The organism is Rufibacter sp. JT20002 (genome assembly GCF_056491185.1).
The window spans coordinates 622,614-637,493 of sequence record NZ_JBSZJY010000003.1 but is presented as its reverse complement, the minus strand read 5'-3'; the positions used below and the strand labels follow the sequence as shown (position 1 = coordinate 637,493).

Below are 14,880 nucleotides of genomic sequence, written 5' to 3'. Positions count from 1 at the left end.
ATGGCTATTCCCTTCAACAACACCAAGATTATTGCAACCGTTGGCCCCGCCAGCAACACCCCTGAGCGCCTCCGGGCCCTTATCCAAGAAGGGGTAGATGTTTTCCGTCTTAATTTTTCTCACGGCGCTCACCACGAACACCTGAAGGTTATTGAACACGTACGGGCCATCAATGCTGCCGAAGGCTTCAATATATGCTTACTGCAAGACTTGCAGGGCCCTAAAATCCGGATCAACGATGTACAGGACGGCGCCATTGAGATTGTGGAAGGTCAGCAACTGACATTTGTCTATGACAAATCTATGGGTAACCCCCAGAAGCTTTCACACAGCTATGCCCGTTTGGCCCAAGATGTGCGCCCTGGTGATGCTATCCTGATTGACGATGGTAAACTTGAAGTGCGCGTTTTAAGCACCGATGGCGTGAACGAGGTAATAACTGAGGTGGTGTACGGCGGCGTGGTGAAACCTCGCAAAGGCATGAACCTGCCAGACACCGTAGTTACTGCTCCATCGCTTACTGAGAAAGATATTCAGGACCTGCACTTTGGTTTGGATAATGATGTAGAGTGGATTGCTCTTTCTTTCGTAAGAAAAGTAGAGGACATCCATGAAATCAAACAAATTATTGCGGAGCGCGGCAAAGACGCCAAAGTAGTAGCCAAAATTGAGAAACCAGAGGCGATCCGCAACATTGATTCCATCATTGAGGCCACCGATGCTGTAATGGTAGCCCGTGGCGACTTAGGGGTTGAAGTAGGAATGGAGAGCGTTCCTATGCTGCAGAAAATGATTGTGGAGAAATGCAACAAGCTGGGCAAACCCGTGATTGTGGCAACCCAGATGATGGAAAGCATGATCACCAATCCACGTCCTACCCGTGCTGAGACCAACGACGTGGCCAACGCAGTAATGGACGGCGCCGACACCTTGATGCTGAGCGCGGAAACCGCTGCCGGAGCCTACCCTATTGAGACTATCCGGAGCATGAACCGCACCATCAAGTCAGTAGAGACGCAAGCTGCCGTTTTCCACCGCAACTTCGTGTTCAACAAACAGTCGCCTACTTTCTACAATGACACGGTGGTGGCAAGTGCCGTAACCCTGGCCCGTGATACCGACGCCCGTGCGCTCATCTGTCTCACCAAATCTGGGTACACTGCCATCCAATTGGCCAAGCACCGCCCTAAAGCCAACATCTTCGTCTTCACCGACAACCGCGTGCTATTGAACACCCTGAACCTAGTATGGGGTATCAGAGGCTATTACTATGACCGGTTCGTGTCTACCGATGAAACGATCGCAGACCTGAAAGAGATCCTGGTAAAAGAAGGCCACCTGGAGACCGGTGATATCTTCATCAACATCGGGTCTATGCCGGTAATGGAGAAAAAACGCGCCAACATGATCAAGTTAAGCGTAGTTCACTAAGCGATACTTAGCACTACTTTAAAAAAAGCGGCCCGCTGTTAGAAGCGGGCCGCTTTTTTATTGGCTCAGTTTAAAGATAGAAAAGCCTTCCTCTGAACTGGGCAATGGCTAGAAATAGCGAAAGTGCATTTCGGATTATAGCACGTTTCAAGCAAACAGGCCCATAACACAAAAAGCCTTGCATCAGCAAGGCTTCTGTTTATTACCCAAGAAAGTAAATACTACCTAAAACTAGGCAGCTAAAGTATTCACGAAACGAGCCAATTTCGATTTGTTGTTGGCTGCTTTGTTTTTGTGGATCACGTTCTTCTTGGCCAACTTGTCCAGCATACCAGATACCGTCTTAAACAGCTCTTGCGCCTCGGCTTTGTCGGTTGTGCTTCTTAAACGCTTTACAAAGGTACGGGTCGTTTTCGCCTGATAACGATTCAGCAAGCGTTTCGCGTTGTTAGATCTGATTCTTTTTAATGCTGACTTATGGTTAGCCATGGTTGTGAATATAGATAAATGCTTTTGACTCTGATTCTAAATGAGTTTGCAAAACTACATGGTTACAGATTAAATTCCAAGAAAACTTTACCAAAATTTATCCACGGCCTTTCTCTTCTCCCTCTAGCAGAGGAACATACAGGTAAAAAGAACTGCCGCGCCCTGTTTTGCCCTGCAAAGTTAGTATTTACAACCATCTAAAGACACCTTTATGTGAAAGATTTCAATTGGCACCTTCATTTAACTGGCCTACTCACCGGTTATCCGTTGAATTTTCTTTTCTTAGTACAACCGTTTAAAGGGTGCTTTTTAGAAAGAAGCCCTTAAACAGCAAATACAGAAAAGGAATAATCCACCGTTATTCTTAAAATCAAATACGACTACATGCGTATTTTCCAGAAGCTGTTTTCTTGGGGATGGTTGGCTGCCACCTGCGTTCTGACAAGCTGCAGTACAGCTCCTTCGGAGGAAGAAATAACCGAACCCCTTCCTGCTCCTACCCCGTATCAACTGGAGTTGCCCAAGCGCTTCGGGAACACACAGGCTATCCCCGCGGACAATCCGCTTACCCAGGAAGGTGTTGCCTTGGGCCGGATGCTTTTCTATGAGAAAACGCTCTCGGCCAACAACACCATGTCCTGCGGCAGTTGCCACCAACAGCAATTCGCTTTTACAGACGGTCAGGCAGTCAGCAAGGGAGTAGACGGCGTGGCCGGCACGCGCAGTGCCATGTCCTTGGCCAATCTGCTGTGGGTTTCGCAATTCAATTGGGACGGGGGACCGAAATCGTTGGAGGAGCAGGCGAAGATTCCGCTGGAGAGCCCTATTGAACTGCATCAGAATTTGGATGTAGCTGCAGCTAAATTGCAGGCCACGGAGAAATACCCAATCTTATTTGAGAAAGCCTTTGGGAGGGGCTCCATCACTAAAGAGAACCTGCTCAAGGCCTTGGCGCAATTTACCCGAACCCTCATCTCTTCCAACTCCAAGTTTGATCGCTACCAGGAAGGCCAGGCCAACCTAACCGCGGACGAGCTGCTGGGCATGCGCCTCTTCCTTACCCATCCAGATCCAAACATCAGCCTGAGAGGCGGCAACTGCGGCGACTGCCATGGCGGTACGCTACAAACCTTTAACACGTTCCATAACAACGGACTGGATGCATTGCCCAAAGACGCCGGCAGAGGGTTGATTACGGGGCTAGAAAGTGACCGAGGCAAGTTCAGAGCTCCTTCGCTCCGAAACATCGCGCTTACCGCCCCTTACATGCACGACGGCCGGTTCAAGACTCTGGAAGAGGTGCTGGACCACTACAATGAGCACATTAACATGAACGACCCCAACCTAGACCCCCTTATTGAAGAGGCTCGTAATGACTTCGGGGAAACGTCACTGGGGCTCACCGCAACGGAAAAGAAGCAGATCATCTCCTTTTTGAAGACCCTCACAGATGAGACCTTCATCACCGATCCTCGCTTCTCCGATCCTAATAAGTGACCCAAGTAACAAGTTTCCGTCCTGTTTTTTACCAAACTACACCTGAAACGGCGAACGGCCTACGTTCGCTCTAAATAGAATACCCAACTTTCTACTATACACCTATGAATTCACGTTTTACTATTGATAAAAGCTTTTCCGCTACATTACTCCTGGTGCTTGCCCTTTTTTCCTGGAGTTGCTCAGACAACGACGATGCCCCTGCTGGGCCAAGCCAAGTCACTTTAGCTTTTCAGCACACCTTCCAGACGGAGCCTTTCACGCTGGCGAAGGAGTACACCAATGCGCAAGGCCACCGCGTGAAGTTCAATGCCTTCCGGTACTACATCAGCAATGTGAAACTTACCCGCCCCAATGGATCTGCCTACGTAGAGCCAAACAGCTACCATCTCATAGAACGAACCGCTGATCACATTCAGGAGTCTTTCACCCTCCCGGAGGTACCTGATGGGATTTATACCACCCTTACTTTCAGCGTTGGCGTTGACCCCAGCCGGAACCACTCTACGGACCAGGTAGGCGACCTTGATCCCAACCAGAACATGGCATGGGATTGGGACACCGGTTATAAATTTCTGGTAGCCGAAGGCCAGTACTTCCACCCTACCGAGAACGCCTTCAAAAACTTCCTGTACCATATTGGCCATGACGAGAACTACCGCACCGTCACTATAACCTTGCCTTCCAACTGGGGGCTGAACGGCCAAGACCGCACGTTGGACCTCTTGACCAACACCAGAACTTTGTTTGGGGGACCTAACGTGATTGATTTGAGTGCAACGGGCTTTTCCAGTGTAATGGGTGGAGCCAACGCCGGTTTAGTGGCCGATAATATCCAGCAGATGTTTAAGTTAAAATAAGCCCTAATGCGGCACTTGTCTTCTTCCTGTGTGTACTGCCGATGGCTTAGGCTCACGGGCTGCTTGTTATGCCTGCTTAGTAGCCTGATCACTAGCTGTACGCCAGAAAATGAAGCAGACAGACCAGCGCCGGAGAGCTACGCAATAGCTGTTCCTGCGAACTTGGGTACAACGGTACCATCCCCGAAACGGAACCCGATCACCAAAGAGGGCGTGTTGGTGGGCAAAAGACTGTTCTTTGACCCGATTCTCTCCGGGAACAACCAAATTAGCTGTGCCACCTGCCACCAACCCGAGAAGGCTTTTTCTGATAGTCACGCACTCACCATGGCGGGGGTCTCAGGAAAACCCCTACGAAGACATGTCCCCGCCTTGCAGAACCTGGCTTGGATGCAGGGATGGTTCTGGGACGGCGGGGCCAAAGACTTGGAGTCCCTGGCGGTGGGGCCGCTCACCCACGCTGACGAGATGGCACAGGACCTGAAGGAACTCACGCGGGAACTGCAGTCGCATTCCATCTATCCTTCCCAGTTCAAGGCCGCGTTCGGGACTGATTCTATCACTTCGTCTCTCATCATGCGGGCCTTGGCCCAGTTCCAACGTACGCTCATCAGCGGCAACTCCCGATATGACCGCTACATGCGCCGGGAACCCAGCGCCACTTTGACCTCAACGGAAGTAAGGGGCTTGGCTTTGGTGAGGCAACATTGCGCTCCCTGTCACGCTACCGATTTCTTCACCGATCAAAGCTACCGCAACAACGGCTTAGACGCGCTTTTTTCGGAAGACCACGAAAAAGAGGCTTGGGGCCGTGGCCGCATTACGCAACGCCCCGAAGATATAGGCAAATACAAGGTTCCGACGCTTCGGAACGTAGCTGTCACCGCTCCTTACATGCACGACGGTCGCTTTAAAACGCTGCAGCAAGTATTGGAGCATTACACCCAGGGAATGGTTTTCTCTGCTACCCTTGACCCCATCTTCAAAAAGCCCGACGGCACCGTAGGGCTTCCCCTCTCAACGGCAGAAAAAGCTGACATCCTCTCCTTTCTGAATACATTGACAGACCATGATTTCCTTCAGCGAAACGCCAATTCCAATAGCCAGTAAACCTAATTAAACAGATTGAAGTCATCACACCTGCTCACCCATTCCTATCAGAAATAGCCCTTGTAAGCAGATTACAGTATCCCGGATGAGAATTGCTATCCTTTCGGAAACCAGAACTGGGCCCGTGGTGTTTTACGGTTGATTTTGTAGTTTTACACTAGAAATAGAATTCACCTTAAATTCATCCATATCCATGGCAATGTATCCTGAATATATGGTCGCCCCTATCCGGGAAGACCTGACCTCTGTTGGCTTCGAGCAATTAATGACGCCCGAAGAAGTAGAGTCTGTATTGAACCAGAAAGAAGGCACCGTTTTGGTGGCCGTTAACTCTGTGTGCGGTTGCGCCGCCGCTAAAGCCCGTCCGGCCCTGAAAATGGCCGTGGCTAGCAGCGAGCAAAAACCATCTAAACTGGTCACCGTGTTTGCTGGAATGGAAACCGAAGCCGTAGCGAAAGTACGTGAGTTCATGTTACCATATCCTCCGTCTTCTCCTTCTATCGCCTTGTTTAAAGACGGCGAGTTGGTGCACGTAATTGAGCGTCACCACATTGAAGGCAACGATTTAACCCGCATTGTAGACAACCTGCAAGGCGCCTTTGAAGAATACTGCTAGTTTGTAGTTCTTTTCAGATAAAACAGGAACGCCTGACCAATTTGGTCAGGCGTTCCTGTTTTAAGAAGGTTTTGCTTAGAAAGGGCTGTAAACGCAAAGACCTTAAAGCTTAAACCCGGTTCCTATAGCACCTTGAAACGTTCAAAGGCGAGTCGCTCCAGTTCAGCCTGGTGGTCTGGGTGGGCAATCCGGATCAATTCCTTTGCGCGTTGCCGTAAATTCTTCCCGTATAAATCAGCAATCCCGAACTCCGTTACAATGTAGCGGACGTGGGCGCGTGTGGTAGTGACACTAGCCCCGGGCTTCAGAATGTTGACAATCTTAGATTCGCCTTTGTTCGTAATAGAGGGAAGGGCAATAATGGGCTTCCCTCCTTCTGACAGCGCCGCTCCCCGCATGAAGTCCATCTGGCCGCCCACGCCAGAGAACTGGTACGTCCCGATACTATCTGCGCAAACTTGGCCGGTCAGGTCCACCTCAATGGCGCTGTTGATGGCCGTGGTTCTGGGGTTTTGCCTGATAATAGCCGTATCATTGGTGAAAACGGTTTCTTTCATCACCACCGATGGATTGTCATGCAGAAAATCAAACACCTTTTTAGAACCGTTCACAAAACAAGACACAATCTTGTGCTTTAAGACCTTTTTCCGGGCACCCGTAATCACGCCTTTCTCCACTAGAGGGATGATACCGTCAGAGAACATCTCGGTATGGATGCCTAAGTCTTTGTGGTTGCCCAACTGCTGCAATACCGCATCTGGTATCCCGCCAATACCCATTTGCAGGGTTGCCCCGTCTTCCACCAACTCTGCCACCAACTTGCCTATCTGCGTTTCCACCAATCCGCAGGCCTTGCTGGCGTGCTCCGGCAGCGGCTCATCTGACCAAACTTTGGCGTCAAACTTACTGATATGCACAATGCCATCGCCATGGGAGCGAGGTACCCGGGGGTTTACCTCGGCAATCAGAATTTTGGCGGTCTCCACCGCTGACAAAGCCACATCCACCGAGGAGCCAAGGGTACAATACCCGTGCGCATCTGGCGGCGACACCTGCACCAAGGCAACATCCAGCGGGAGAATGTTCCGGCGGAACAAAAGGGAGATCTCACTTAAGAAAATGGGGATGTAATCGGCGGTGCCCTCATTCAGTGCCTGCCGGATGTTGGCCCCGATAAAGCAGCCATTGGTTTTAAAACTACCAGCATTTTCTGGGTAGGTGTAAGGGGCAGGCCCTTCGGTGTGCATGTGAATGAACTCTACCTCCCGTAGTTCGTCTGCTCGGGCAGACACGGCATTCACTAACCGCAGCGGCGTCATGGCGGCCCCGTGCACAAACACGCGGTCTCCTGATTTAATCAGTTTTACAGCTTCCTCGGCGGTAGTATAGTCAGGTTGAAGTGACATGGGCTTTTCAGGTTTGGTGTTGTGGTGTTTACGAAAATCTGCCGCAAAGATAAATTTTCTGTACACCCACAAAAATGACGAAGGCCAGCCTCACGGCTGGCCTTCGTCATTTTTAAACCTGTTTTCAGGAAAAAAGGCCTGAAGTAGATCGCATAAATTCCTTGGAGCGAAGAAGAATCTTATAGCTTCTTAGAGACGTTCTGCCAAGTATTGCTTCAGGTCAAAGCCAATATCCCGGCGGAAATTACGTCCCTGCCAGGTAATCTGCCCGGCCGCGGCGTTTGCATTCTCCAGTGCCTCTTCCATGTCCTGGCCCAACCCAGTGATGGCAATTACCCTACCCCCATCAGTGACCACCTGGCCAGACGGTGTTTGCTTGGTTCCGGCATGGAAGCAAAGGGTGTTTTCAGGCATGGCAGCTTGCAGACCCTGGATCTCTTTGCCTTTTTCGTAGTCCTCAGGATACCCACCGGATACCAAGAAGATAGTAGTAGCAGAGCGTGGATCTACCTCCAACTGGAAACTGCCCAGCTCGTGGTCATGCAAGGCTTTGAAAAGCTCAAAAAGGTCTGAGTTGATGCGAGGCAAGATCGCCTCTGTTTCTGGGTCGCCCAAGCGCACGTTGTACTCAATCACGTACGGATCGCCGTTGGTGTTCATGAGCCCGATGAACAGGAAACCAGAGTACGGGATACCTTCCTGCTGCAAACCCAGCAAAGTAGGCTCAATCACGCGCGTACGCACCTTGCTCATGAAGGCTTCATCGGCGAACGGAACCGGGGAAATAGCGCCCATGCCGCCGGTATTTAGGCCGGTGTCTCCTTCGCCTATGCGTTTATAGTCTTTTGCCTCGGGCAGCAGCACATATTCTTTCCCATCAGTGAGAATGAACGCCGAAAGCTCAATCCCTTGCAGGAACTCCTCTACCACCACCTTGCTGCCTGCGCTGCCAAACTTGTTGTTCTTCAGCATGCCGGTGATGGCTTCGGTGGCCTCGGTTACGTTCTGGGCAATCACCACCCCCTTGCCGGCGGCTAAACCATCGGCTTTAAGCACTACGGGGTACGGGTGGTTTTGCAGATAAGCAATGGCCTGGTCAAAGTCCTGGGCGGTGAAGGTCTGATAACGGGCTGTGGGGATGCCGTACTTGAGCATGAACTGCTTGGAGAAATCTTTGCTGCCTTCCAGCTGTGCACCGGCTTTGCGCGGTCCCACCACCAAGATATGCTGCAGGTACTCACGCTCAGCAAAATAATCGGCGATGCCTTCTACCAGCGCCGCTTCCTGACCTACCACCAGCATCATGATGTTGAAGTCGGTGGCGAATTTGGCTAGTTCCTCAAAATCGGTGATGGAGATGTCTACGTTGGTGGCAATCTGGGCAGTACCGGCGTTTCCCGGGGCCACGAAGATTCTCTCACAGTAAGGGCTTTGGCTAATTTTCCAGGCTAGGGCGTGCTCGCGGCCACCCGCTCCAATTATCAGTACGTTCATACAAGCAAGGGTTTAAGCTCAAGCGCGGGGCTCAAGCCGAGTTATCGTTCAGGGACAGCCGTTTCAAGGCTGCATTCAATAAAACACCACCAAAATGGTGCCACATCATGGAAACAGAAAAGCAGGTGAGGCCACCTGCTTTTCTGTTTCCATTAGAATTAGTTCGCGTATTTAGAGAGGAACTTGATCCGCATGAGGCGGAGGTCATCCTCGGTATAATCGTCGGTGCCCAGTTCTTTGATGGCGGCGGCCATATTATCGGTGGTCGCGCTCATGAAATAGTCAATCACCTCCTGCTGGCGGTCATCGTCCAGAACCCCGTCAATATAGTAATCCAAGTTCAGTTTGGTGCCCGAGTAGCAGATGTGCTCAATCTCCTCAATCAGTTCAGACATGGTCAGGCCTTTGGAGGAAGCGATCTCTTCCAGGTCCATCTTCTTGTCAATCTGCTGAATCACGTAGATTTTGAGCTTGGACTTGTTCACCGTGGTTTTCACCACCACATCGGCAGCGGTGACAATGTCGTTTTCCTCCACGTATTTGGAAATCAGCTCCAAAAACGGCTTCCCAAACTTCTGCACCTTACCCATGCCCACCCCGGCAATGTGCGCCAGGTCTTCTTTGGTGGTAGGGTACGTGGTGGCCATCTCCTTGATAGACGGGTCTTGGAACAGCACGTACGGTGGCAGGTTCATCTCCTTGGCCAGCTTCTTGCGCAGCGCCTTGAGCATGTCAAAGAGAACGGCGTCATGTCCGGCCGCAGCCTGGGTTTCCTCTTTCTCTTCCTCTTGCTGCACTTCTTCGTCAAAGTTGTGGTCTTTGGCGAACTTGATGGAATGCGGGCTTTGCAGGAATTTCTCGCCTTTCTCAGTGATCTTAAGCGTCCCTACGTTCTCAATGTCTTTTTCCAGGTAATCGAACAACAGGGCTTGGCGGATGATGGAGTTCCAGAAAGCGGGCTCCTGCTCTTTGCCCACGCCAAAGACCTCTAATTGATCATGGCTGTAGCTTTCTACATACTGGTCTTTGAACCCGATGAGCACGTTCACCAAGTGGTCTATCGCGAAGCGCTGGTTTGTTTGCACCACCGCTTTCAGAGCGTACGTCAGTTCCTGCTCGGCCTCAAATTTCTCTTTCGGGTGCGTGCAGTTATCGCAGAAGCCACAGTCTTTGTCATATTGCTCCCCGAAGTAATGAAGTAGCTGCCGGCGGCGGCACACGGCTGAATCGGCATAGGAGGCCATCTCCTGCAGAAGCAGCTTGGAGTTGTCGCGCTCGGTAACAGGCTTGTCTTTGCTGAATTTCTCCAGCTTCACAATGTCATCGTAGCTATAGAACATGAGGCAGTTGCCTTCCAGACCGTCGCGTCCGCCGCGGCCGGTTTCCTGGTAGTAGCCTTCAATGGATTTAGGGGTATCGTAGTGGATCACGAACCGGACGTCGGGCTTGTCAATCCCCATTCCGAACGCGATAGTAGCCACAATCACATCCACGTCCTCGTTCAGGAACGCGTCTTGGTTGGCCATGCGCACGTTAGAATCAAGGCCGGCGTGGTACGGCAACGCTTTGATGTCGTTTACCTGCAACAGCTCGGCAATCTCCTCTACCTTCTTGCGGCTGAGACAGTAGATGATGCCGCTTTTGCCTTTATGTTTTTTGATGTACTGGATGAGCTGCTTTTTGGTGTTGTGTTTAGGGCGCACCTCATAGTACAGATTTGTACGATTGAAAGAAGACTTGAACACCGAGGCATCGTCCATCTGCAGGTTTTTCTGGATGTCCAGCTGCACCTTGGGCGTGGCCGTGGCGGTCAAGGCAATGATAGGCAGGTTGCCGATGTTGTCAATGATGCCCCTGATCTTGCGGTACTCTGGCCTGAAGTCATGGCCCCACTCTGAGATACAGTGCGCCTCGTCAATAGCGACAAACGCAATTTTAGCCTGCTTCAGGAAATCAAGGGTATCTTCTTTGGTAAGCGATTCTGGGGCTACGTACAGCAATTTCACATCACCACTCACCGTCTCCTTCTTCACCTTGTTCATCTCGGCTTTTGAAAGCGTGGAGTTCAGGAACTGGGCATTAATCCCGAAAGCGTTCAACTGGTCCACCTGGTTTTTCATCAGCGCGATAAGAGGAGAAATCACAATAGCGGTTCCTTCCATTGCCAGGGCGGGCAACTGGTAGCAAAGTGATTTCCCGGCACCCGTTGGCATGATCACAAACGTGTTCTTGCCAGACATGATGTTTTCTATAATCGCCTCCTGGTTTCCCCTGAATTGACTATAGCCGAAAACTTCCTTTAATTTGTTCTTTAATGATTCTTGTTTTACTAACATGTAATATGCTTGTTGTCGAGAAACAAGGGTTTGTACTTTCTGTTGTTGTCTTGTCTAATACAAATCTAACTTGAATATCACGAAAAATATCAAAAGCATCGCAAAAAAAGTGTTGCAGGAAGAAGCTGCCGCTATTCTTCAACTCGCAGACTATATTGACGAGGATTTTGAGGCTTGCGTGCAGGCAATATTGGCCATCAGAGGCCGTGTGGTGGTTACCGGCATCGGGAAAAGTGCCAACATTGCCTCTAAAATTGTGGCCACGCTTAACTCTACCGGCACCCCTGCCCTGTTCATGCACGCCGCCGATGCCATCCACGGTGACCTGGGCATGATTCAGGCCGATGATTTCGTGATTTGCCTCTCCAAAAGCGGCAATACCCCAGAAATAAAGGTATTGGTGCCGCTACTGAAGCGGAAAGGCACCCCGTTGGCCGCCTTGGTTTCCAACACAGATTCGTACCTGGCCCAGCAAGCCGATTTTGTATTGAACGCCACTATTGAGCGGGAAGCCTGCCCCAACAACCTGGCCCCTACCACCAGCACCACGGCCCATTTAGCTTTGGGTGATGCCCTGGCGGTCTGCCTTCTAGAGTCACGTAACTTCAGCAAAGAGGATTTTGGCGCCCTGCACCCCGGCGGCTCGCTGGGTAAGCGGCTTTACCTGAAAGTAGGCGATATTTACACCCTCAATGCGGCCCCGCAGGTAAACACAGGAGCCACGCTGAAAGAGATCATTATTGAAATTTCCTCAAAACGGTTGGGGGCTACTGCAGTTCTGGATAATTCTGGTAACTTAACCGGTATAATCACCGATGGTGACTTACGGCGGATGCTCTCCAACTTTGACAATCTGGCAGGCATCACCGCCGCAGATATCATGACACCGTCCCCCCTCACCATCGACTGTGAAGAATACGCCGTAGAAGCTTTAGTTACCATGCAGAAAAAGAACATCACCCAGCTCATTGTCACTAAAAAAGGGACATTCACTGGGTTTGTGCATCTCCATGATTTACTGAAAGAGGGACTAGTATAACATGAACGACTAGGATAACATGAACGACAACACCTATGTAGTGATTATGGCCGGGGGCATTGGAAGCCGCTTCTGGCCATTTAGCAGAGTCAACCATCCAAAGCAGTTCCATGATGTCCTGGGTATTGGGGAGAGCATGATCCAAACCACCGTAAAACGGTTTGAAGGGATCTGCCCGCCAAAAAATGTGTTTGTGGTGACCCACCGTGACTATTCCAGCCTAGTGCGGGAGCATTTGCCAGACCTTACAGACAACCAGATTCTGGAGGAGCCCATTGGCCGTAACACTGCGGCTTGCATTGCTTATGCCTGTTTCAAGATTGCCAAGCGCAACCCAAACGCGAATATTGTCATTGCCCCGGCCGACCACGTGATCCTACGGGAAGAATCCTTTAAAAATTGCATCAAAGAGGCATTGGTCGCCACCGCTAACAGCGAGATCCTGGTGACCTTGGGCATTAAGCCTACCCGGCCCCACACCGGCTATGGGTATATTCAGTTTATCGGCGATGATTCCCAAACCCTGAAAAAAGTAAAGACCTTCACCGAGAAACCTTCCCTTGAAATCGCCCAGATGTTTCTGGACAGCGGAGAGTTTGTCTGGAATGCCGGTATCTTCATCTGGAACGCCCAAGCCATTGTAAAAGCGTTTCACAAGCACTTGGGAGACATGGCCGAAACCTTCGACGAAGGAATCCCTGTCCTGGATACCGACGAGGAGGAAGCCTTCATCAACCGGGCGTATTCCCACACCCGAAACATTTCCATTGACTACGGCATCATGGAGAAGGCAGACAACGTGTTTGTGATTCTGGGTGATTTTGGGTGGTCTGACTTAGGAAGTTGGGATTCTTTATACAGTCTTTCTGAGAAAAGCCCTGAAGGGAATGTGATAGATGGCAACGTGCTTACCTATGAAGTCAAGAACTGCATCATCAAAACTCCTCAGGATCAACTGGTGGTGGTACAGGGTTTAGAAGACTACATTGTGGCGGCTTATGATAACGTGTTCATGGTATGTCGCCGCGAGGATGAACAAAAAGTGAAAGACTTTGTCGCCGATGCTAAGGCCATGAAAGGCCAAAACTTTATTTAGAACTTCCACCTACCTATAAACAAGAGCGGGGCTACTGATGATCAGTAGCCCCGCTCTTGTTTTATGCAGCCCTCTTACTTGGTTTGCTGCTGCAGGGTCAATCGGTACACATCAATGATGTCACCATGTTTGCGGGTAAGGGTGACTACATCATTTTGGGTGCTGATGGAAAAAGCCCCGTCAAGGATAAGGGTCCAGTCAAAGTCTGCCGTCCAGAATGATTCATCTTCAAAGATCACTTCCTGCCCTTCTATGTGGTAAGTGCCTCTCCCTATGGCCGGGTACTTGGGCATATTGCTGCTACCAGAGAAGGAATTACCTTCCAAGACAAGGGTCACCTCAGAAGAGCCATAATCAGCGGTGGGGCTTGAGCGCATAAAGGTGCCGGTGTAGGTACCATTGGGCAACACCGCCGGGGCGTCTTCCTTGTCAAAGCAGGAAAACGCGAGGAACGCCAAGAGCAGAAGAAGTAGTGTATTTTTCATAAGATCGCAGTTATGGCTTTTGAAGTAAGACCCCAGTGAGAGTGAAAAGGCTGCATCAAGTGATTTCAAAATCAATTTACTTTTCTACACCAAAATACAGCTTTATCAGGGAGTAAAAATCTAAAAGCCTTTCAAGCCTATTTTCTTAAAAACGGGCTTGAAAGGCTTTTAGATAGTTGATCAAATGCCGAAAGCTATTCTGCTTTGCGTTGTCTCAGTGCTTCGTAAAGAATGATGCCGCTAGCAACCGATACGTTCAGAGACTGTACCTGGCCCAGCATAGGGATTTTCACGCGAACATCGGCTCTTTTCAAGTACTCCGGGGAGATTCCGTCTTCCTCACTTCCCATTAGCACCGCCACGGGTCCGGTCAGGTCAACGGCGGTATCGGTCAGGTTGTCCTCGGCTTTCTCAGTACAGGCCACTACTCTGATACCGCTTTGCTTCAGGAAATGCAGAGTGTCTTTGAGGTTAGTCTCGCGGCAAACCGGAATCAGGTTCAAGGCACCGGCAGAGGTTTTCAAGGCATCGGCGTTGATCTGGGCAGCACCTCGGCTTGGGATCACAATCGCATCCACGCCCATACACTCAGCATTACGGGCAATAGCCCCGAAATTCCGAACATCAGTAATCCGGTCCAGAACCAACAGCAACGGATCTTTGCCTTTTTCAAAAAGGGAGGCTACAATCTCATCTAAAGGAGAATACGAAATGGCTGACAGGTACGCTACAGCGCCTTGGTGATTCTTGCGGGTGAGTTGGTCCAGCTTTTCGTTGGGCACCAAGGAAATAGGAATCTGGGCTTCACGGGCCAGCTCAGTGATTTCCTGGCTGATGCTGTGCTTGGTTCCTTTGAGCAGGTAGATTTTCTCCATGGTCTTACCGGCGTGCAAGGCTTCCAGTATCGGACGCAAGCCGAACACCATCTCCATTTTATCTACTTTGGGTTGGCTGTAGTACCTGGGCTTGCCGCCACCTTCTCTATCTCTGTGATTTCTGTTCTCCATGGATGTTATGCGTT

Annotated in this window: 13 protein-coding genes; 7 read left to right on the top strand and 6 right to left on the bottom strand. The window is 50.5% G+C overall.

The window, feature by feature from the left end; genetic code table 11:
* On the top strand, positions 1-1,431 hold the full coding sequence (gene pyk, locus ACW9SV_RS16575) for a pyruvate kinase (protein ID WP_479557874.1): 1,431 nt from the start codon (positions 1-3) through the stop codon (positions 1,429-1,431).
* Between the two features lie 231 nt (positions 1,432-1,662).
* On the opposite strand, the gene rpsT is transcribed toward pyk, so the two are convergent.
* The gene (gene rpsT, locus ACW9SV_RS16570; protein ID WP_479557873.1) at positions 1,663-1,920 is read right to left on the bottom strand and encodes a 30S ribosomal protein S20; all 258 of its coding nucleotides are present in this window, start codon (positions 1,918-1,920) and stop codon (positions 1,663-1,665) included.
* Positions 1,921-2,304: 384 nt separating this feature from the next.
* Here rpsT and ACW9SV_RS16565 point away from each other — a divergent pair, with 384 nt between their 5' ends.
* The 4 genes from ACW9SV_RS16565 to ACW9SV_RS16550 all read left to right on the top strand — a co-directional run bounded on the left by ACW9SV_RS16565 (position 2,305) and on the right by ACW9SV_RS16550 (position 6,003).
* The gene (locus tag ACW9SV_RS16565) at positions 2,305-3,417 is read left to right on the top strand and encodes a cytochrome-c peroxidase (RefSeq protein WP_479557872.1); all 1,113 of its coding nucleotides are present in this window, start codon (positions 2,305-2,307) and stop codon (positions 3,415-3,417) included.
* Between the two features lie 104 nt (positions 3,418-3,521).
* Positions 3,522-4,277 (top strand): MbnP family protein, encoded by a 756-nt coding sequence (locus ACW9SV_RS16560; protein ID WP_479557871.1) that lies wholly within the window; start codon positions 3,522-3,524, stop codon positions 4,275-4,277.
* A 6-nt stretch (positions 4,278-4,283) separates the two neighbouring features.
* Complete coding sequence (locus ACW9SV_RS16555) at positions 4,284-5,387, top strand: cytochrome-c peroxidase (protein WP_479557870.1); 1,104 nt, start codon at positions 4,284-4,286, stop codon at positions 5,385-5,387.
* Positions 5,388-5,586: 199 nt separating this feature from the next.
* Entirely contained in the window at positions 5,587-6,003 is a 417-nt protein-coding gene (locus tag ACW9SV_RS16550; protein ID WP_479557947.1) for a BrxA/BrxB family bacilliredoxin, read from the top strand.
* A gap of 122 nt (positions 6,004-6,125) precedes the next feature.
* Here ACW9SV_RS16550 and ACW9SV_RS16545 read toward each other — a convergent pair whose 3' ends face one another.
* The 3 genes from ACW9SV_RS16545 to recQ all read right to left on the bottom strand — a co-directional run bounded on the left by ACW9SV_RS16545 (position 6,126) and on the right by recQ (position 11,239).
* Positions 6,126-7,409 (bottom strand): acetyl-CoA hydrolase/transferase family protein, encoded by a 1,284-nt coding sequence (locus ACW9SV_RS16545; protein ID WP_479557869.1) that lies wholly within the window; start codon positions 7,407-7,409, stop codon positions 6,126-6,128.
* Positions 7,410-7,598: 189 nt separating this feature from the next.
* Positions 7,599-8,903: a phosphoribosylamine--glycine ligase gene (purD, locus tag ACW9SV_RS16540; RefSeq protein WP_479557868.1), complete on the bottom strand. Its 1,305-nt coding sequence runs from the start codon at positions 8,901-8,903 to the stop codon at positions 7,599-7,601.
* A 158-nt stretch (positions 8,904-9,061) separates the two neighbouring features.
* Positions 9,062-11,239 (bottom strand): DNA helicase RecQ, encoded by a 2,178-nt coding sequence (gene recQ, locus ACW9SV_RS16535; RefSeq protein WP_479557867.1) that lies wholly within the window; start codon positions 11,237-11,239, stop codon positions 9,062-9,064.
* Between the two features lie 70 nt (positions 11,240-11,309).
* Between recQ and ACW9SV_RS16530 the strand changes: the two genes are divergently transcribed.
* Both ACW9SV_RS16530 and ACW9SV_RS16525 read left to right on the top strand, forming a co-directional pair.
* Positions 11,310-12,278, top strand: coding sequence for a KpsF/GutQ family sugar-phosphate isomerase (locus tag ACW9SV_RS16530; RefSeq protein WP_479557866.1), 969 nt, complete (start codon positions 11,310-11,312; stop codon positions 12,276-12,278).
* 19 nt (positions 12,279-12,297) lie between these two features.
* Positions 12,298-13,374 (top strand): mannose-1-phosphate guanylyltransferase, encoded by a 1,077-nt coding sequence (locus tag ACW9SV_RS16525; RefSeq protein WP_479557865.1) that lies wholly within the window; start codon positions 12,298-12,300, stop codon positions 13,372-13,374.
* A gap of 74 nt (positions 13,375-13,448) precedes the next feature.
* Here the strand turns inward: ACW9SV_RS16525 and ACW9SV_RS16520 are convergent, their stop codons facing one another.
* Both ACW9SV_RS16520 and rlmB read right to left on the bottom strand, forming a co-directional pair.
* Positions 13,449-13,859 carry a hypothetical protein gene (locus tag ACW9SV_RS16520; protein ID WP_479557864.1) on the bottom strand — a complete coding sequence of 137 codons (411 nt, stop codon included), beginning with the start codon at positions 13,857-13,859 and terminating at the stop codon, positions 13,449-13,451.
* Between the two features lie 194 nt (positions 13,860-14,053).
* Positions 14,054-14,866: a 23S rRNA (guanosine(2251)-2'-O)-methyltransferase RlmB gene (gene rlmB, locus ACW9SV_RS16515; RefSeq protein WP_479557863.1), complete on the bottom strand. Its 813-nt coding sequence runs from the start codon at positions 14,864-14,866 to the stop codon at positions 14,054-14,056.
* Positions 14,867-14,880: the final 14 nt, after the last annotated feature.

Bases quoted from the DNA above. Each gene is read 5' to 3' on its own strand.
- pyk (WP_479557874.1), top strand. From the start codon at position 1: ATGGCTATTCCCTTCAACAACACCAAGATTATTGCAACCGTTGGCCCC.
- rpsT (WP_479557873.1), bottom strand. From the start codon at position 1,920: ATGGCTAACCATAAGTCAGCATTAAAAAGAATCAGATCTAACAACGCG.
- ACW9SV_RS16565 (WP_479557872.1), top strand. From the start codon at position 2,305: ATGCGTATTTTCCAGAAGCTGTTTTCTTGGGGATGGTTGGCTGCCACC.
- ACW9SV_RS16560 (WP_479557871.1), top strand. From the start codon at position 3,522: ATGAATTCACGTTTTACTATTGATAAAAGCTTTTCCGCTACATTACTC.
- ACW9SV_RS16555 (WP_479557870.1), top strand. From the start codon at position 4,284: ATGCGGCACTTGTCTTCTTCCTGTGTGTACTGCCGATGGCTTAGGCTC.
- ACW9SV_RS16550 (WP_479557947.1), top strand. From the start codon at position 5,587: ATGTATCCTGAATATATGGTCGCCCCTATCCGGGAAGACCTGACCTCT.
- ACW9SV_RS16545 (WP_479557869.1), bottom strand. From the start codon at position 7,409: ATGTCACTTCAACCTGACTATACTACCGCCGAGGAAGCTGTAAAACTG.
- purD (WP_479557868.1), bottom strand. From the start codon at position 8,903: ATGAACGTACTGATAATTGGAGCGGGTGGCCGCGAGCACGCCCTAGCC.
- recQ (WP_479557867.1), bottom strand. From the start codon at position 11,239: ATGTTAGTAAAACAAGAATCATTAAAGAACAAATTAAAGGAAGTTTTC.
- ACW9SV_RS16525 (WP_479557865.1), top strand. From the start codon at position 12,298: ATGAACGACAACACCTATGTAGTGATTATGGCCGGGGGCATTGGAAGC.
- ACW9SV_RS16520 (WP_479557864.1), bottom strand. From the start codon at position 13,859: ATGAAAAATACACTACTTCTTCTGCTCTTGGCGTTCCTCGCGTTTTCC.
- rlmB (WP_479557863.1), bottom strand. From the start codon at position 14,866: ATGGAGAACAGAAATCACAGAGATAGAGAAGGTGGCGGCAAGCCCAGG.